General features: G+C 71.9%; 17 protein-coding genes. 8 read left to right on the top strand and 9 right to left on the bottom strand.

What is annotated here, in order from left to right:
* Positions 1 to 49: 49 nt before the first annotated feature.
* Positions 50 to 1717: an MFS transporter gene (locus D458_RS0115640; protein WP_017587691.1), complete on the top strand. Its 1668-nt coding sequence runs from the start codon at positions 50 to 52 to the stop codon at positions 1715 to 1717.
* A gap of 152 nt (positions 1718 to 1869) precedes the next feature.
* Here the strand turns inward: D458_RS0115640 and D458_RS0115635 are convergent, their stop codons facing one another.
* From D458_RS0115635 to D458_RS0115625, 3 genes are all read right to left on the bottom strand, one after another.
* Positions 1870 to 2385: a DinB family protein gene (locus D458_RS0115635; RefSeq protein ID WP_017587690.1), complete on the bottom strand. Its 516-nt coding sequence runs from the start codon at positions 2383 to 2385 to the stop codon at positions 1870 to 1872.
* Positions 2386 to 2447: 62 nt separating this feature from the next.
* Complete coding sequence (locus tag D458_RS0115630; RefSeq protein ID WP_017587689.1) at positions 2448 to 3821, bottom strand: amidohydrolase family protein; 1374 nt, start codon at positions 3819 to 3821, stop codon at positions 2448 to 2450.
* A gap of 68 nt (positions 3822 to 3889) precedes the next feature.
* Positions 3890 to 4474: a GNAT family N-acetyltransferase gene (locus tag D458_RS0115625; RefSeq protein WP_017587688.1), complete on the bottom strand. Its 585-nt coding sequence runs from the start codon at positions 4472 to 4474 to the stop codon at positions 3890 to 3892.
* 69 nt (positions 4475 to 4543) lie between these two features.
* On the opposite strand from D458_RS0115625, the gene D458_RS0115620 reads away from it, so the two are divergent.
* From D458_RS0115620 to D458_RS0115610, 3 genes are all read left to right on the top strand, one after another.
* The gene (locus D458_RS0115620) at positions 4544 to 5128 is read left to right on the top strand and encodes a TetR/AcrR family transcriptional regulator (RefSeq protein ID WP_017587687.1); all 585 of its coding nucleotides are present in this window, start codon (positions 4544 to 4546) and stop codon (positions 5126 to 5128) included.
* 88 nt (positions 5129 to 5216) lie between these two features.
* On the top strand, positions 5217 to 5513 hold the full coding sequence (locus D458_RS0115615) for an ArsR/SmtB family transcription factor (protein ID WP_017587686.1): 297 nt from the start codon (positions 5217 to 5219) through the stop codon (positions 5511 to 5513).
* Complete coding sequence (locus tag D458_RS0115610; RefSeq protein WP_017587685.1) at positions 5510 to 6046, top strand: SRPBCC domain-containing protein; 537 nt, start codon at positions 5510 to 5512, stop codon at positions 6044 to 6046. Before D458_RS0115615 ends, D458_RS0115610 begins: the two co-directional genes overlap by 4 nt.
* 10 nt (positions 6047 to 6056) lie before the next feature.
* Here D458_RS0115610 and D458_RS0115605 read toward each other — a convergent pair whose 3' ends face one another.
* Positions 6057 to 6788 (bottom strand): TetR/AcrR family transcriptional regulator, encoded by a 732-nt coding sequence (locus tag D458_RS0115605; protein ID WP_017587684.1) that lies wholly within the window; start codon positions 6786 to 6788, stop codon positions 6057 to 6059.
* Positions 6789 to 6825: 37 nt separating this feature from the next.
* Positions 6826 to 8058, bottom strand: coding sequence for a DUF418 domain-containing protein (locus D458_RS0115600; protein ID WP_017587683.1), 1233 nt, complete (start codon positions 8056 to 8058; stop codon positions 6826 to 6828).
* A 241-nt stretch (positions 8059 to 8299) separates the two neighbouring features.
* Between D458_RS0115600 and D458_RS0115595 the strand changes: the two genes are divergently transcribed.
* The 3 genes from D458_RS0115595 to D458_RS0115585 all read left to right on the top strand — a co-directional run bounded on the left by D458_RS0115595 (position 8300) and on the right by D458_RS0115585 (position 10727).
* Entirely contained in the window at positions 8300 to 9295 is a 996-nt protein-coding gene (locus D458_RS0115595) for a phosphotriesterase family protein (RefSeq protein WP_017587682.1), read from the top strand.
* Between the two features lie 110 nt (positions 9296 to 9405).
* Positions 9406 to 9747 (top strand): PadR family transcriptional regulator, encoded by a 342-nt coding sequence (locus D458_RS0115590; protein WP_017587681.1) that lies wholly within the window; start codon positions 9406 to 9408, stop codon positions 9745 to 9747.
* Complete coding sequence (locus D458_RS0115585) at positions 9744 to 10727, top strand: permease prefix domain 1-containing protein (RefSeq protein ID WP_017587680.1); 984 nt, start codon at positions 9744 to 9746, stop codon at positions 10725 to 10727. Before D458_RS0115590 ends, D458_RS0115585 begins: the two co-directional genes overlap by 4 nt.
* Positions 10728 to 10887: 160 nt before the next feature.
* Here D458_RS0115585 and D458_RS0115580 read toward each other — a convergent pair whose 3' ends face one another.
* Genes D458_RS0115580 through D458_RS0115570 form a run of 3 tightly spaced genes read right to left on the bottom strand, consistent with a single transcriptional unit; the run spans position 10888 to position 14651 of the window.
* Entirely contained in the window at positions 10888 to 12249 is a 1362-nt protein-coding gene (locus D458_RS0115580) for a GntP family permease (RefSeq protein ID WP_017587679.1), read from the bottom strand.
* Positions 12242 to 13495, bottom strand: coding sequence for a glycerate kinase (locus D458_RS0115575; RefSeq protein WP_017587678.1), 1254 nt, complete (start codon positions 13493 to 13495; stop codon positions 12242 to 12244). The genes D458_RS0115580 and D458_RS0115575 overlap by 8 nt, the downstream gene beginning before the upstream one ends.
* Before the next feature lie 52 nt (positions 13496 to 13547).
* Positions 13548 to 14651: a CdaR family transcriptional regulator gene (locus tag D458_RS0115570; protein ID WP_051049695.1), complete on the bottom strand. Its 1104-nt coding sequence runs from the start codon at positions 14649 to 14651 to the stop codon at positions 13548 to 13550.
* Positions 14652 to 14715: 64 nt separating this feature from the next.
* Between D458_RS0115570 and D458_RS0115565 the strand changes: the two genes are divergently transcribed.
* The gene (locus D458_RS0115565; protein WP_017587676.1) at positions 14716 to 15459 is read left to right on the top strand and encodes an AlkZ-related protein; all 744 of its coding nucleotides are present in this window, start codon (positions 14716 to 14718) and stop codon (positions 15457 to 15459) included.
* Between the two features lie 448 nt (positions 15460 to 15907).
* On the opposite strand, the gene D458_RS0115555 is transcribed toward D458_RS0115565, so the two are convergent.
* Positions 15908 to 17212, bottom strand: a complete 1305-nt coding sequence (locus D458_RS0115555; RefSeq protein WP_017587675.1) for an MFS transporter — start codon at positions 17210 to 17212, stop codon at positions 15908 to 15910.
* Positions 17213 to 17244: the final 32 nt, after the last annotated feature.

The raw sequence follows: 17244 nt of genomic DNA, 5'->3' as shown, positions 1-17244 counted from the left end.
TGGTTGAGGTTCTAGCGTTGGGCGTACGACACCGACCCTGGAGGACACCGTGAGCACCGAGGCCCCCCAACGCGCGACCTGGCGGGAGTGGCTGGCCCTCGCCGTCATGACGCTGCCGCTGCTGATGGCGGCAACGGACATGTCAGTACTGTTCATAGCCCTGCCGGCGATCGCCGCCGACCTGTCACCGGGCAGCACCCAGCTGTTGTGGTTCCTGCACGCGGGGGAGTTCCTCGCGGTCAGCCTGGTCCTCACGATGGGCTGGCTGGGCGCCAGGACGGGGCGCCGCCGCCTGCTCATGGCCGGGGTGGCCGTCTACGGGCTCGCCTCCCTGGGAGCGGCCTTCGCGCCCACCCCCGAGGTCCTGATCGCCATGCGGGCCCTCATGGGCACGGCCGCGGCCACCATGACACCGAGCATCCTCGGGATGCTCCGCGTGCTCTTCGCCGACGCCCGCCAGTTCTCCGTGGCCGTAGCGGTGGTCATGAGCGCCTTCTCCGGCGGAATGGCCCTGGGACCGCCTCTGGGCGGGATCCTCCTCGAATACTTCCCGTGGGGGGCCGTCTTCCTGATCAACGTCCCGGTCGCCGTGCTCCTGCTGCTCAGCGCGCCGCTCCTGCCCGGCCACCGGGAGAAGGCCGAGGGGAGTGTGGACGTGCTCAGCGTCCTGCTGTCCATGGCGGCGATCATCGGCGTGATCTTCGGGCTCCAGGAGATCGCCGACCGCAGTTCCTCCGGGTCCGACGGCCCGGTCTGGCCCTACCTGCTGCCGGTCGCGGTCGGGCTGGTGCTCGGGGCGCTGTTCGTCCGCAGACAGCTGCGCCTGCCCGAACCCCTCATGGACATGCGGCTGTTCGCCGTACCCGCCTTCGCCGTGTCCCTCGGCGCCATGCTGATGATGCTCCTGGCCTACGGCGGCGCGGACATGCTGCTGGTCCAGTACTTCCAGACCGCACTCGGCCTCTCACCCGCCGAGACCGGCGCCCTGATGGTGGTCCCGGCGCTCGCCTCCATCGTCAGCGGGATGGCGGCGCCCCTGCTGACCCGCTGGATGCGGCCCTCCGTTGCCATGGGCGGCGGTCTGCTCGTGGCCTCCGCCGCCGGCGGTGCGCTCGCCCTCATGGCGGGCCAGGCCGGCGCCCCCGCCCTGATCACGGCGGCCACGGTCATGGCGGCCGCGCTCGGCCCGCTCTTCACCCTCGGCGTCAACCTCATCGTGGTCAGCGCCCCGGTCCGCAAGGCCGGATCCGCGGCGGCGATGTCCGACGTGGCGGGCGGCTTCGGCGGCGCGCTCAGCATGGCCTTCCTGGGCAGCATGGCCGCGGTCGTCTACCGGCGCGGCCTCCACGGGGCCGGGCTCGAGGGCATCCCCGGACCCGCGCTGGAGGAGGCCGGGGAGAGCGTCGGCGGGGCCGTGGGTGTGGCCGAACACCTCCCGGCCGACCAGGCGGGACAGCTGCTGGACGCCGCCTTCGGCTCCTTCACCACCGCGATCCAGACCGGGTACGGCTTCGGTGCCCTCCTGCTGGCCCCCGTGGGGGTGGCGGTGCTGTGGCTGCTGCGCCACACCCGCCTGGACGCCACCCAGGACGGGGAACCCGGCGGGGAAGAGGATCCCGGTGAGGGCCGGAGACCCGCTGAGGACTGGAGCCCGGAAGGCGGCGCGGCGGCCCCGGAGAGGTCCCCGGCGGCCGCCGGGGACCGGGACCGGCCCTGACACAGGGGGCGCAGGGCGTCGGCGGTGCTGCCGAGCGCGTCGGCCCCGGCGGCCTTCCCGCTCCACCGCTCGGTGTGCTCGTGGGTGTACTGGCGCATCAGCGGTTCCCACGCACACCGGTGTGCGCGAACGCGCCCGGGACGTGACCGCCCTCAGGCCTTCCTCGCCGCGCGTAGCATGCGGAGCTGGCCGATCTCGGCGACGTTCTTCATCAGTTCGCTGTTGACCCACGCGGCGGTGTGCGCGTTGGTCTTCCCGTCCGCCCCCTGCCAGGGGAAGGAGGCGGGTTCGTCCAGGTCCGCCTCGGACAGCGCCACGAGCCACTCCGTGTTGAGCCCGCGGAGCCAGTCCACGGTCAGTTCCTCGCCCGGCCACCGGATCTCGGCGCGCTCCTGCGGGGTGCGCCCCAGGGTGTGGTCGAGGGTCACCGTCCACCACCAGCCGATGTGCCAGGTCAGCCAGGCGATCGTGGGCACCGGCACGGGGTCGGGTTCGCTGTCGGCCCAGTCCGGGGTCCACACCCCGCCCGGGCCGCGTCGCAGCGTCCAGCAGAGTTCGGCGGGCTCCCAGAGGAAGTCCTCGGGCTGCAGGCGCTCCAGGTGGTACTCGAAGAGTGCCCAGGTCAGGTCGTACTGGTCACGGAGCAGGTCACGGCGGTAGTCAGGCATGGGCCCAATCTGTCACAGCAGCCCCACGGGACACAGCTTCTTTTCACCTGGGCACGGTCGGGTCAGGCTCCTGAGGCGGCCTTCTCGACCTCGGCCAGCAGAGCCGTGCGCTCCTCGGGGCCGATGTGGCGGCCGCGCGTCACCACCGAGTGGATCCGGGTGGTGTTGCGAATGTCCGCCAGCGGATCCGCGTCCAGGACGAGCAGGTCGGCGACCCTGCCCGGTTCCACGGTGCCCGACCAGGCCTCGCGGCCGAGGAATCGTGCGGGTTCGAGGGTGGCGGTCTGGAGCGCGCGCAGAGGTGTCAGGCCCGCCTCGACCATCTGCTCCAGCTCCTCGTGCAGTGCGAAACCCGGAATGACGCCCACGGTCTGCGTGTCGGTCCCGGCGAGGATGCGGACCCCGGCCTCGTCCATCGCGGAGACGACCGCCCGGCGCAGCTCGAACAGCACGCGGCGCTTGGCCGCCTCGTCGGCGCTGCGGCCCTTGAGGTACATGCTGTCCAGCACGTACGACCAGATCTGAGCCGTGTCCGGCGTCATGTAGCGCATGCGGGGGTCGGTCAACCGGACCCGCTCGGGCAGGTCCAGGTTCTTGTGCATGAAGAGGGTGGGGCAGTAGGCGACCTCGTTGGCGACCATCCGCTCGAAGACGGAGGCCGACTCGGCCGGGCCGTAGGTGTTGGCTGCCTCCCACTCCACCTCGTTGACCTGCTGGAACCAGCTGGAGTAATAGGTGTCCGGCTGGAGGCGGATCCGATCCATCGCCGCCTCCATCGCCTCGGCGTCCCGCGAGAGCGCGGGCCACAGGCCGTGGACGTGCTCGAAGGAGCGCTGTCCCGACTCGATCTGCTCGAGGAGGGGCACGTGGTCGGAGCGGTGGCCGGCCACCGGGATGTCGAGCCGCCGGGCCTCGTCGAGGATCGCGTGGTAGGAGTCCGCGTCGAGCCTGGAGTAGATCTTGACGAAGTCGGCCCCCTCGTCCTTGGACTGGTTGACCGCCCTGCGCGCCTCCCTCGGGTTGGCGACGACGGTCGGCGCCTGGGGTCCGGGGGCGTCGTCCCACAGCGACGGAGCCCCGTCGATCAGGTTCCCGGCGATGGTCCAGCGCGGCCCGAGCGACGTGCCCGCGTCCATGCGGTCACGGAACCCCCGCTGCTCGTCGGAGCCCCACATCTCCCGGACGGCGGTGACGCCGTTGAGGACGTGGAGGGCGGGAGCGATCCGCTCGTCGCCGTTGCTGTGGGTGTGCGCGTCGGTGAGACCGGGGATCAGGTACCGGCCGGTGAGGTCGACGACCTCGGCGGACTCGGGGACGGAGGTCGTGGCGGTGGGCCCGACGGCGGTGATCACACCGTTCTCGACCAGCACGGTGTGGTCGGGAAGCGGAGGGGTTCCGGTGGCGTCGATGACGGTGGCGTGGGTGTAGGCCCGCATGGTCTCTCCCTGATGGGTGGTTCGGGGTGGGGTCGGGCTCGGGGCAGGGGCCGGTTCGGTGGGGCGGGTCAGGGCGCGGGGCGCCGCATCGGGTACACGGTCGGGCCGTCCGGGAGCCGGATCGGGTCCCCGTGGGGCTCGAAGCCGTGGCGCAGGTAGAGCTCCCGGCTTCGGGGCGAGCTGGCCTCCAGGTAGGCGGGCAGCTCGTTGTCGGACAGGCGGTGGCCGAGGAGGGCCCCGCCGAGACCCCGGCCGCGGGCTTCGGGGAGGGTGCCGATCACCGACAGGTACAGGTGGGGTTCGGCCGGCCGGCGTTCGGTGACGATCCGGCCCAGGAGGTCGAGCCGCTCCATGTACGGCACGAACGCCTCGGGGGCCGCCCCGCCTCCGACCGGGTCCTCGTCCGAGGTGGCCGGGGGAGCGCCGCCTCCCTGGAGGAACCACAGGGAGGCGGCCTGATCGGCCCCGTCCATGAGCACCCGGTCGGTGGCCATGGCCCTGGAGGTGAAGTGCCCCATGGCGTACGGCATCGCGCGGGTCCGGCCCTCGGGGTCGGGGAACAGCCAGCTCAGCACGGGGTCGTCATACATCGCCTCGGCGAGGACGGCGATGGCGCGCCCTTCCTCGCCCTTGTTCAGCCGCTTGATCTCCATGCTGTGATCATACGTATGTATATGACGTTTGTACAAGACGCTTGTATAAATCGGGGCTAGAATCAACGCATGGGACACAAGGAACAGCTGCTCGAAGGCGCCAAGCAGTGCCTGTACACCAAGGGGTACGCCCGGACCACCGCCCGGGACATCGTGGCCGTGTCCGGGACCAACCTGGCGTCGATCGGCTACCACTACGGCTCCAAGGAGGCCCTGCTCACCCGGGCGATGGTCGAGGCCGTCCACGACTGGTCGACCCGCCTGCTGGGGTCCCTGGCGCTGGTGCGGACCGATCCGATGGGCCGGTTCGAGGAGGCGATGAACCAGCTCGTCCGGTCCTATCCCGAGGTGCACACCATGGTGGCCGCCAACTTCGAGGCCCTGGCGCAGATGGGTGGCCGCCCCGAACTCCGTGCGCAGCTGGCGGAGTGGCACTCGGTGGCCCGGCGGAGCCTTGCCGCCCTGGTGCTCGACGTTCCGGACGGGGAGGTCACCCCGGAGCAGGAGAACGGGCTCGGCGCGCTGCTGCTCACGATGCTGCCGGGCACGATGGCCCTGTTCCTGGTCGACCCCGACAGCGCTCCGGACGGCACCCGTATGGCCGCGGGCGTGCGTTCGCTCCTGGGGGAGGAAGAGGCCGCTCCGAAGGCCTGACCCGGGTGAGGGCGGGGCCGGGGAACCCCTTCGGGCCATCCCTTGACCAAATGCGTAAGTCACTGCTTACATATCTGGTGTGGATGTCATGGAGGCGATCGGAGAGCCGAACCGTCGGCGCGTGGTCGAGGTCCTGGCGGCGGGCGAGCGCTCGGCCGGCGAGATCGCGGCCGGGTTCGACATCAGCCGCCCGGCGGTGTCGCAGCACCTGGGGGTGCTCGTCGAGGCCGGGGTGCTGCGGGTACGCCGCCAGGGGCGGCAGCGGTTCTACTCGGTCGACGCGTCCGCGCTGGACGAGGTGGGCGACTGGCTCGAAGCCCAGCGCGGTCGGTGGAACACGGCGCTCGACGCCCTGGAACAGGCGATGGACGAAGGAGAGTCATGACGACCCCGAACCCGACTCAGGCGCTCCGGCGCGGCACGCTCGGCACCGGTCCGGACGGTGCGTTCCGGATCCGCTTCGAACGCGTCCTCGCCCACACCCCGGAGCGCGTGTGGGCGTGGATCACCGAACCCGGGAGGCTGGCGCTCTGGCTCCCCGGCTGCGCGATCGACCCGCGGGTCGGCGGCGCGGTCAGCTTCGACTTCGGCGACGAGGGAACCGCCACCGGCGTGGTCGGCGAGGCCGTCCCGCCGGGGGAGGCGGAGGGCTCGGGAACACAGGGGGTCCTCGTGCACAGCTGGTGCTGGGAGGGCGTCCCCGACTCGGTGGTCCGCTGGACGGTGGAGGCCGCACCCGAGGGGACTCGGCTCACGCTCGTGCACAGCGAGCTCCTCCCCGGGCCCGCCGCGGACTTCGCCACCGGCTGGCACGTGATGCTCGACGCCCTGGACCTGGCCGCCGAGGGCAGATCCGCCGACGACGCCTGGAACGCCGTGGGCGAGGTCGCGGAACTCTACGCGGACGCCTCGGAGTAGGCTCCGGGGCTCAGGGGGCCTGCGGGGGAGCGTCCCGCGTTTCCTCGGCGATCGCCCGGAAACCGGCGAGCAGGCAGTGCAGGCCGAACTCGAACCCGCTCGCGCTGAAGGGCGTCGCCCCGGTGCTGAGTGCCTGGAAGAGCGTCGGGACCTTCAGCTGGGCCTCGTCCAGCTTGCCGGACAGCTCGGGGGAGGGGCCCGGTGCGCGGCCGTTCGACTGCACGTCGACGGTGGCGGCACCGAGCACGTAGGCGTCCAGGGCGTCGATCATGTCGAGCTTCACCTGTGCGGGTAACTCTGTGCCGTCGAAGACCCGCAGCGCCGAGTCCAGCCAGATGACCGAGGCCGGGCCGAAGTCCGGGTTGGCCCGGCGCAGCTCCATCACCCACGGTTTCTCCCGGAAGGTCACCCAGTCCTTTCGAGCCCAGGTCTCCAGCTTCTCCAACCAGGTGCCGGGCAGCTCGTGGGGGAGGCCGTCCCGGGCGACCACGGCATCCAGGATCAGGGCCTCCAGCGCGCTGCGGTTGGCGACATAGGTGTACAGGGTGCCGGGGGCGGTCCCCAGCCGTTCCGCGAGGCTGCGCATGGACAGGGCGCTCAGCCCCCGCGCCTCGACCAGTTCGATGGCGGTGTCGACGATCAGCTCGAGGGAGAGCCGCCGCCGGGGCCCCGGCCTGCGGCGCCCTCCGGAGGCCCTTCGGCGGGAAGGGCCGCCGGGGCCGGAATCGGGTGTCGTCGGCATGTGCCCAATCTAATGCCCGGCCCGAGGGACGGGCGGCCTAGGAGGCAGTGGGCTCGCGGTCCGGTTTCCTGGTGCTGAGACGGCGCAGCAGCACCTCGAAGGGGCCGCGCACCTCCCACCGCTCCATGAGGGCGGCGACCACCACGGTGGCCAGCCAGAGCCCGAGGGCGAACAGGGCCATGGTGAAGCTGGTCAGGTGGGCGCCCAGACCCAAGCCCCAGGCGGAGAGCACCGGGACCATCACGATCGAGTGGGTGAGGTAGCCGCTCAGCGACCGCTTGCCCAGCGCGGCCACCGAGGCCACCACCACGGGCGGGCGCCCCTGACGGGTGAGGAGTCCGGCGGCGAGCACGAACAGCGCCACGTACCCCAGGCCGCCCGCGAGTCCGGAGGTCCAGGCGGTCATGGTCGTCGCCAGGTCGGAGAGCCCGTGGAAGGACGCGGGGTCGAACGCCCCCACGTGCTTCAGCGCCCCGGGGAGCGCTCCGGCCAGGCCCAGTGCGGTACCGAAGACCGCCACGCGCCGGATGAGCGTGCGGTGCCGCTCGGGCTCTTCCAGGATCCGGTTCCGGGCCGCCCACATGCCGATCAGGATCGCGGTGGGCAGCACCACGCCGAAGCCGTTGATGAACAGCAGCACGAACCAGGTGCCCAGGCGGTACAGCACGGACACGAGGTAGTTGTCCTCGGCGGCACCGCTGAGCTGGGAGCGGTTTCCCTCCTCCGCGGCTGCGGCCCCGGCGGCTCCGCCGGCCGGGTCGACCAGGACGATCGCAGCCAGCACCACCGCGGCCACCGCGAACACCGCGGTGAGCAGGCCGATCCCGGTGAGGATGCCCCCGCGCAGCCGTCGGTCGCTCCCGCGCAGGAACAGGGCGCACAGCACGAGGCCGATGATCCCGTAGGCGGCCAGGACCTCGGTGCCCAGCAGCAGGAGGGCGTGCACGAACCCGAAGGCGAACAGCCACCGGTTGCGGCTCTGGACGGTCCTGGCGGCCTCGTCCCGGTCGGCCCCGGAGGCCGTCCGGCGGGTGAGGGTCTGAACCATCCCGTAGCCGACGAGGAAGGCGAACAGCGGGTAGATCCGCACGTCGAGCAGGGCGAGCATCAGGAACTGCGTGACACTGTCCGCCGCCGAGGCCGGGTCCGGGTAGTCGCCCGAGAGCGTGTAGGCCCCGGCGTACAGGAAGAAGGCCGAGTTGGACAGCAGGATCAGCAGGAGCATGCCGCCCCTGGCGAAGTCGGGTGCCAACAGTCGTGACGCCTGCATGTGCGGTCCCCCGTTGCATCTTTGAACACTGTTCAGAATTATAGGCGACCCGCCGGACCCCTTCAAGGGCGGTGTCCGGCCCCCGTGGGGCTGGACGGCGTCGGACTCACTCCGCCGGAGCCCGCCGTCCACTGATCCCCGGGCGAGTGCTCCAGGTCACACCTGTGGTAGTTTCCGCCTGCCCAGTCAGGTGCGCGCGCTTTCCGCACGGGGAGGGCGGGCGAGGTGAGGAGCTGCCCGGATGACCACAGTCAGCACCGTCCTTGGTGAGGTCGGCGCCGCCGACCTCGGCCGGACCTACATGCACGAACACGTCTTCATCCTCACCCCGGACATCCAGCAGGACTTCCCCCAGGAGTGGGGTGACGAGGACGAGCGCGTCGCGGACGCCGTCACCCGGCTGCGGGCGCTGGCCGGCCAGGGGGTCCGGACGGTCGTCGACCCCACCGTGATCGGGCTCGGCCGGTACCTGCCGCGCATCCGGCGGATCGCGGAGCAGGTGCCCGAGCTCAACATCGTGGCGGCGACCGGGATCTACACCTACGACAGCGTCCCCCGCTACTTCCGGTACCGGGGCCCGGCCCTGAACGAGGCGCTCGGCACGGAGGTCCCCGACCCCATGGTCGACATGTTCGTCGCCGACATCACCGAGGGCATCGCCGGAACCGGGGTGCGGGCGGGGATGCTCAAGTGCGCGATCGACGAGGAGGGCCTGCGGTCGGGCGTCGAACGCGTGATGCGCGCGGTGGCCCGGGCCCACCACGAGACCGGGGTCCCGATCACCGTGCACACCCACCCGGGTTCGGGGACGGGACTGCTGGTCAAGCAGGTGATGTGCGACCAGGAGGGTGTGGACCCGGCCCGCATCGTCCTGGGCCACAGCGGCGACACCACCGACACCGACCACCTCTCGGAGCTCGCCGACGCGGGTTTCGTCCTGGGCATGGACCGGTTCGGTCTGAACTTCGACACCACCTTCGAGGCCCGCGCGGACACCCTCGTCGAGATGTGCCGGCGCGGCTACGCCGAGCGGATGGTGCTCTCCCAGGACGCCGCCTGCTTCAACGACTGGATCGACCCGAACGTCATGGCCTTCCTGCCCCAGTGGAACTACCTCCACCTGGGCGAGGAGGTGCTCCCCTACGTCCAGGAGCGAGGGGTGACCGAGGAGCAGGTCCACACGATGCTCGTGGACACGCCCCGGGCCTTCTTCGAGGGCGCGCTCCCCAAGCCCTGATCCCGTCGAAACCCCTGTCGGACCCCTGGCCTGCGCCGGGGGTTCTTTTTGTCGCCTCCACATTGATGTGCGATTGACTGTGGTGTGTGAGGCACACTATCGTGTGAAGTATGAAGGAAAACGAGCTCCTGGCCGGGCACATCCAGGAACTGAGGCGGGGGACGGTCGTCCTGGCCTGTCTCGCCACTCTGAAGCGGCCCTATTACGGATACGCGCTTCTCGAGTACCTGGATGAGGCCGGGTTCTCGGTCGACGGCAACACCCTCTACCCGCTCCTGCGGCGCCTGGAGAAGCAGGGACTGCTGACCAGCGAGTGGGACACGGCGGAGGCGCGGCCGCGCAAGTTCTACAAGGTCAGCCCGGACGGCGAAGCACTACACGAACAACTGACCCGGGAATGGCACGCGCTGGACGGCGCGGTCCGCTCCCTCGAACAAGGGGAGACCCGATGAGTGACCAGAGAACCGGATCCACGCTGACCGACCGCTACGTCTGGAGCGTTACCCGCCACCTGGGGCCGGACACCGGCCCGGACGTGGCGCGGGAACTGCGCGGAACCGTCCTGGACGCGGTCGAGGCCAAGGTCGAGGCCGGGACCGACCCGGACCGGGCCGAGAAGGAGGCGCTCACCGAACTCGGCGACCCCGACGTCCTCGCCGCCCAGTACGGGGAGAAGCCCCGCTACCTCGTCGGACCGGGCCTGTACCCCGGCTACGTCCGGCTGCTGAGGGCCCTCCTGGCGATCCTGGTCCCGCTCGTCCTCGTCCTGCTGTTCGCGGAGCAGTTCGTGTCCGGACCCGACGGTTTCGGCGACATCGCGCTGCAGTCGGTCGCCGCCGCCATCGGCGTCACGGTGCACGTCGGCTTCTGGGTGACCCTCGCCTACGCGTTCGTCGAACGGACGCGCCCCGCCGACCGGCAGGGTGAGCCGCTGGTCGCCTGGGACACCGGGCAGCTGCCCGAGGAGACCCCGTGGCGCCAGGTCAGCCTGCCGTCGACCGTCGTCCACGTGCTGCTCATGGGCGTCGTGATCGCCCTCCTGTCCTGGCAGTTCACCGGGGTCTCGGACCCCGCCACCCAGGTCCAGGTCCTCGACCCCGACCTCGCCCTGCCCTGGACGGTGCTCCTCGTCGGCCTGCTCGCGGTCGAGATCGTCGTGGCCGTCCTGGTCTGGCGGGTCGGCCACTGGACCCCGGCACTCGCGGTGGTCAGTGTGCTCGCCAACGCCTCGTGGGCCACGGTGGCCGTGTGGCTGCTGGTCCAGGACCAGCTGATCACCGCCGACCTCCCCGAGCGGTTCGGCGCGGTGTTCGACCTGCCCGCCGACTGGTCGGTGCCCACCCTCCCGCTCGCCGCCGCGGTGATCGCCGTCTCCGCCTGGGAGATCGGCAGCTGCCTCAACCGGACCCGCCAGGCCGCCCTCCGGGCCTGACCTCCACTGCACCGAAACCGCACAGGGCCGGCCGCCCCGGGAAACCCGGGGCGGCCGGCTCTGTGGTTCGGTGGCCTCGGAACGTTGCTCCGGACCCTCTTCGCACGGCCTGACCGCCTGCACTCGGTCAGCCCCGCTTGCGGAGTTGCAACAGCCGTGCCTACAACAGGAACAGGCTGATGGCCCAGACCGTGGCGAAGGCCGCGGTGCCCTCGACGGCGGTGGCCACGGTGAGGGTCCGGTAGGCGGTCGCGACCGGGATGCGGCTCAGCTGCGAGACGACCCAGAAGTAGGAGTCGTTGGCGTGCGAGACGACCATCGCGCCGGCGCCGACGGCCAGCACGCTGAGGACCATGCCCTCCGGGGAGGCCAGGCCCAGCGAGCCCAGCATGGGCGCGAGCATCGCGGACGTGCTCACCATCGCCACCGTCGACGAACCCTGAGCGGTCTTGAGCGCCGCGGAGATCAGGAACGGGACCGCGAGGCCGATGCCCAGACCGCTGAGGTTGTCCGACAGGAACCCGGTCAGCGGGGAGGCGGCGAGCACGGCGCCGAAGGCGGCACCGGCACCGGTGATGAGCAGGATCGGCGCGGCGATGCGCACGGAGTCGTTGATCTGATCGTTGAACCGGGCGAGCTTGCCGTGGCCGCGCAGCAGCGCCACCGCGGCGAGCAGGCCGAGGGCGAGCGCGATGACCGGCGTGCCCAGGAAGGAGAGGGCGTCGAACGCGGCGCCGTCACCGATCGGCTGCGCGGGCAGCTTCACGATCGAGCCGACGCAGATGAGCACCAGCGGGAGCAGGATCGGGAAGAAGGCGAGGAAGCCGTTGGGCAGCGTGCCGTAGCTCTGCCGCAGATCGTCGTAGGACTGCTCGGAGAGGTCCGACTCGCTGTCGGCGGGCAGCGGGGTGAACTCCTTGCGGGAGAACGTGCTCGCGTAGGCCAGGCCGGCGAGCGCGGCCACGGCGGCCACCGGGACGCCGAGGGCGATGATCATGCCGAGGCTGTCGGTGATGCCGATGTTCTCGGCGGCGGCCAGCGGGCCCGGGGTCGGGGGGACCAGCGTGTGCGTGGCGTAGAGGCCGGTCATCAGCGCGATGGAGGTGGCCAGCGCGGACACTCCGGTGCGCAGGGTGATCGCCTTGCGCAGCGAGTTGAGGATGACGTACGCGGAGTCGCAGAACACCGGGATGGAGACGATGTAGCCGATGAGCGTCATCGTCAGGTTCGGGAACCGGGTGCCGATGAGCTTGATCAGGCCCTCGGCCATCGCGATCGCGGCGCCGGAGCGCTCCAGGATCACACCGATCATGGTGCCGAAGAGGATGACCAGACCGATGTTGCCGAGCGTGCTGCCGAACGCCGTCGTCACGGTCGGGACGATCTCGGCCAACGGGATCCGGTACAGGAACGCGCCGAGCACGGCGGCGCCCATCAGCGCCAGGAAGGGGCTGACCTTCCACCTCGCGGTGACGAGCACGATGCCCGCCACGAGGAAGAGGAGGATGAGGAGATCAATCACGGGAGTGGTCCTTAGCGGTGTCCGGAGCCGTGTCCGGTGGTCCTGGGTGGTGGGCGAGGAGACGACAGCAGTTGAACGCTGTCCGGGTGATGGCGGAGACGGCCTCGTCCCGCATCTGGTCCAGGGTCCGGGGGCCCTGGGCGATCGAGAACGCCGCCGTGATCCCGGAGCGCAGGAGTTCGCCGGTACTGATCGACACGCTGCCGGCGATCACCACGACGGGCACGTCCGGCGGGGTGAGGCGGCGGACCGCGTCGACGACCTTCCCGCCGAGGGACTGGCTGTCGAAGCGGCCCTCGCCGGTGAGGACGAGGTCGGCCCGCGAGAGCAGTTCCCCGGCCCCCAGGACGTCGGCGACCATCTGCGATCCGGGGAGCACCTCGGCTCCGAGGAGGGAGGTCAGGGTCACGGGCATGCCTCCGGCGGCGCCCATGCCGGGTACGTCCCGCAGGTCGCTGCCGGTGGCCTCGGCCAGGACGTCGGCCAGTCGGCCCAGGCCCTCGTCCAGGACGCGCACGTCCTCGGCGCCGGCGCCCTTCTGGGGGCCGAAGACGGCGGCGGCGCCCTCGGGGCCGACCAGCGGGTTGGTGACGTCGCACGCCACCCGCCAGCGGACGGAGCGGGCGCGCGGGTCCAGGCGGTCCAGGTCGAGGGAGGCGAGATCGCCGAGGCGGCCGCCCCCGTCAGGGAGTTCGGAGCCGTCGGCGGCGAGGAACCGCGCACCGAGCGCGCTCAGCATTCCGGTTCCGCCGTCGGTGGAGGCCGAACCCCCGATGCACAGGAGGATCTCCTCCACGCCCGTGTCGAGGAGCGCGGTCACCAGGGGGCCGACCCCGCGGCTGCTCGCGGTGCGCGCCTGGAGGGGGACGTCGGCGACGCCGGGCAGTCCGTTGGCCTCCGCGGCCTCGATGACACCGGTGGTGCCGTCGGGGGAGAGGCCGAAGCGGGCCCGGGTCGGGCGCCCGAGGGCGTCGGTGGTCTCCACCGTGAGCGGCTCGGTTCCCCATGCGCCGAGCAGGGCGTCCAGGGTGCCCTCGCCGCCGTCGGCGAAGGGCAGGGTGTGGACGGAGGCGGGGACGCCCCGTTCGGTGTACGCCTCCCGGGCGCCGCGGGCCATCGCCTCGGCGACCTCCACGGCGGAGGCACTCCCCTTGAAGGAGTCCGGGACCACCACGACGCGAACGGCAGGGGGGCCGTCTTGGTTCTCGACATGTGCGTGCAACGCGTTGGACATGAGCCAGATCATAGAATCCGGTTCGGTGCATTTCGACGGCGTGGCGCCCAGTCTTCCTGCGGCTTTATTCCGGAGATATGTGCGAAATGCCCAGTGCGGCTTCCGCGTACAGGCACATGTGCACTGTGGTCAGGTGGTCCGGCCGCCGGATGTCCAGCCCGGTCGCGCTCCGGATGCGGTCCACGCGCTGGAGCAGGGTGTTGCGGTGCACGAACACGGCGTCGGCCGCCTCGCGCATGGAACCGGCCGAGGCCATCGCGGACACGGTCCGGCGCTGCGCCTCGCTGAGGGACGCGGTACGGGCGGTCATCCGGGTGAGGGACCGGCGGGGCAGGTGGGCCACGGACACGGCGAGCTCCCGCGACCACGGTTCGGGACGCTCGATGCTGGGGATCAGCCCCGCGTACCGGCACAGTGCCCGCGACTCCTCCGCGTAGGCCATCAGCGACTCCACGTCGTCGGTGGCCGGTGTGTACGTGTGGCGGCTCTCCGCGGGCAGGCCCAGCGCGTCCGCCGCGGGGGGCCGACCGGGGCTGATGATCCATAGCGCGCCGTGCAGGACGGCCGCCCGTCGTCCGCCGCTGCCGTTCACCTTCGTCGCGGCGGTCTCCGCCAGCGGGGGAGGCGCGACCCCGCCGCCGTGGCGCGGGGCGTCCGCCGCCCACAGGGCCAGCGACCACGGCGGCCCGAGCCCCGCCGCGGCCAGGCGTGCCCGGGCGTCGTCCGGGCGGGTCGTCCCCGAGCTCAGCGCCGCCACCAGGTCGCGGGCCTCGGTGTGCCGTCTGCTGACCGCGTCCTGCTCGTGTTCCTGGGCGATGAGCAGCTGGACGGTCAGCGCCACCACCCGGGCCAGGTCCTCGACCTCCCGCGGGTTCCCGGTGATCCCGACGACCCCGCGCAGTTCGCCGTCGATCATGAGGGGCTCGTTGGCGCCGGGCCGGTCGGACGTCCCGGGTTCGGGCACGGTCACCAGCACGCTGCGGCGCTCGGCGATGACCCGCTGGGCGCCGTGGTGCAGACTGCCGACCCGGCCGGGGTCCATGCAGGCGATGATCGTGCCGTGCTCGTCCATCACGTTGATGTTGTGGCTGATGGTCGGGGCGATGAGGTCGACCACCCGCTGTGCGAGCTCACTGCTCAGCGGCGTCCGCCGACGGTCTTCGGGCATGCTGCCAGGATATTGACGCCCGACCCGGACGAGCGTTCGATTCCTCACCTCCTCAGGAGCTTGCATGGACCACGCGGTGGACGATCTTCTCGAAGCGCGGCTGAAGCGCTGGTGGTGCGACCGACCGGTCGTCCGCACGCTCGGGGAGGCCCGGGAGTTCGTGCACGACGTCGGGTTCGCCGTGCTGTTCGGGGGTGACCGGCCCACCTACCCCTGCCTGCGGGAGATCTCCCGCGACGACACGGCCGAGGTGCTCTCCACGGGGATGGGCGCCGACTTCGAGGCGATGTGGGGTTGGAAGGACGAACTCCCCGCCCGGGGCGAGGCCTGGCTCGGCAGGTTCATCGGGACCAGGCAGACGCTGATCAGCCCCGACCTGCTGGCAGACCTGTACGAGTACCCGGGCGAGCCGGACGACTTCACCCGCTGCGGGACCCTGAGCCCGGGCGCCCGCGACCTGGCCCGGACCCTGCTGCTCCAGGGGCCCATGACCACCCGGGCGCTGCGGGCCGCACTCGGGATCGGCAGCAAGGAGTCCGACCGCTACGTCACCGAGCTCGGCCGCGCGCTGCTGATCACCGGTTACGGCTGCGACGACTCCGGGCCCGGCTGGCCGGCCTCGGTGGTGGAGCTGACCTCCCGGGCCTTCGAGGTGCCCGGGGAAGGCGACCGGGAGGCACGGGACGCCTCCGCCGCCGCCCGCTTCCTGGACACCATGGTCGAGGCGGCCCCGCGCGAACTCCGGCGCGCCTTCCGCTGGGACCGCGAGAGGGCCCACCGGGCCCACGCCAGGGCCACACCCGCGTAGACCGCCAGCGAACCGGTGACGAGGGCCGAGGAGAACAGCCACTCGCGGGAGCCGTCCGGGCCGTAGACCCGGTTGGCCGCGCCCGCGTCGATCGCCGGGACCGGCTCGCCCACCTGGCAGGTCTCGTGTCCGGCGGCGTGCAGGTGGACGCCCCGGGGCTCCTCGGAGTCCTCGGGGACGAAGGCCCCGTTGCAGGTGCAGGACTCGTGCCCCGGGTGCTGGACGCAGGTGAGGCTGTCGGCAGTGAACACCCCCGGGGCACCCTCGCCCCGCGCGGCGCGAAGGCTCTGGTCGAACCCGGCCAGCCCCACGTAGGCGACGGCCGCGGCCAGGAGCAGCAGGACCAGGCAGAACTGCGGGGAGGGGCGGCGCGGTCCGGCGCCGCCCGGGCCCGGGCCCGGCTCCGTGTCCGGGGGCGGGCCCGGGTTCGAGCGGTCGGTCACGGTGTTCACCCCTCGGTGGTCGCGTCGGTCCGGGTGATCCGGACGGCGAGCAGGGCGGCCACCGCGCACAGCCCCGCCGCGATCAGCCACACCGGGCCGTAGCCGCCGGTCAGGTCGCGGGTGAGGCCGCCGAACACCGCCATGGTGCCCGCGCCCACCTGGTGGAGGGCGTTGACCCACCCGAAGACGACGGCGCCGTCCGCGCCGAACGCCCTGCGGCACAGCAGGATGGTCGGCGGCACGGTCGCCACGTCCAGCAGGCCGAAGACCACCACGAAGGCCACGATCGCGGGCCCGGCTTCCGGGCCCAGCAGTACGGGCAGGGCGGTCAGCAGCAGACCCCGGCCCCCGTAGTAGAGGACCAGGAGGCGGCGCGGGTCGAAACGGTCGGTCAGCCAGCCTGAGATCACCGTGCCGACCAGCGAGAACACGCCGATCGTCGACACCAGCGCCGCGGCCACCGTCACCGCCATCCCGCGGTCCTGCGCGGCGGGCACGAAGTGGGTCCACAGGATTCCGTTGGTGGTCGCCCCGCACACCGCGAAGGTCCCCGCGATGATCCAGAACTGTCGGCTGCGCACCGACGCGAACAGGATCCTGACCGTCCGCCGGGCCGCGCCCTGCTCCGCCCTCGGCCTGGGCACGTCCACCGTCGCCCCGTAGGGCCGCAGTCCGAGGTCGGCGGGGTGGTCGCGCAGGACCAGGGCCACGAGGACGGCCACGGTCACGGCGGCCAGCGCCAGGGTGACGACGGCCGGCCGCCACCCCCGCTCGTCGACGGTCCAGGCCAGTACGGGCAGGAAGACCAGCTGACCGAAGGCGCTCGACCCGGTCAGCGCGCCGACGACCAGGCCCCGCCGCTCCAGGAACCAGTGGTGCGCGACGGTCGCGGCGAAGGTCATCGACAGCGACCCGGCGCCCGCGCCGATGAGCAGACCCCAGTACAGGGTCAGCTGCCAGGAGGCGGTCATCACCGTGGTCAGCCCGGCGCCGACCACGATCACCGCGAGCGCCGCCAGGGCGATCCGGCGGATGCCGAACCGGTCCATCATCGCCGCCGCGAACGGCGCGATCAGCCCGTAGACGACCATGTTGACCGAGGAGGCCAGCGCGATCGAGGCGCGCGACCACGCGTACTCGGTGTTCAGTGGGGTGACGAGCAGTCCGGGCATCGCTGCGAAGGCCGCCGCGGCCACGATGGTCAGCCCCGCGACCAGAGCGATCATCCAGGCGCGGTGGATCGGCGCGGACCGGGGCCGGGCCTCGGCGACGGGGGGAACAGGGTTCGGCGGCTCGGTTCTGGAAGACATGCCTCCAGGCTCGCGTTCCAGGTCAGAGATCA

Source organism: Nocardiopsis ganjiahuensis DSM 45031, from assembly GCF_000341085.1.
Classification (GTDB): Bacteria; Actinomycetota; Actinomycetes; order Streptosporangiales; family Streptosporangiaceae; genus Nocardiopsis; species Nocardiopsis ganjiahuensis.
The sequence above is the reverse complement of the archived record's forward strand: the minus strand, read 5'-3'. Positions and strand labels throughout refer to the sequence as shown.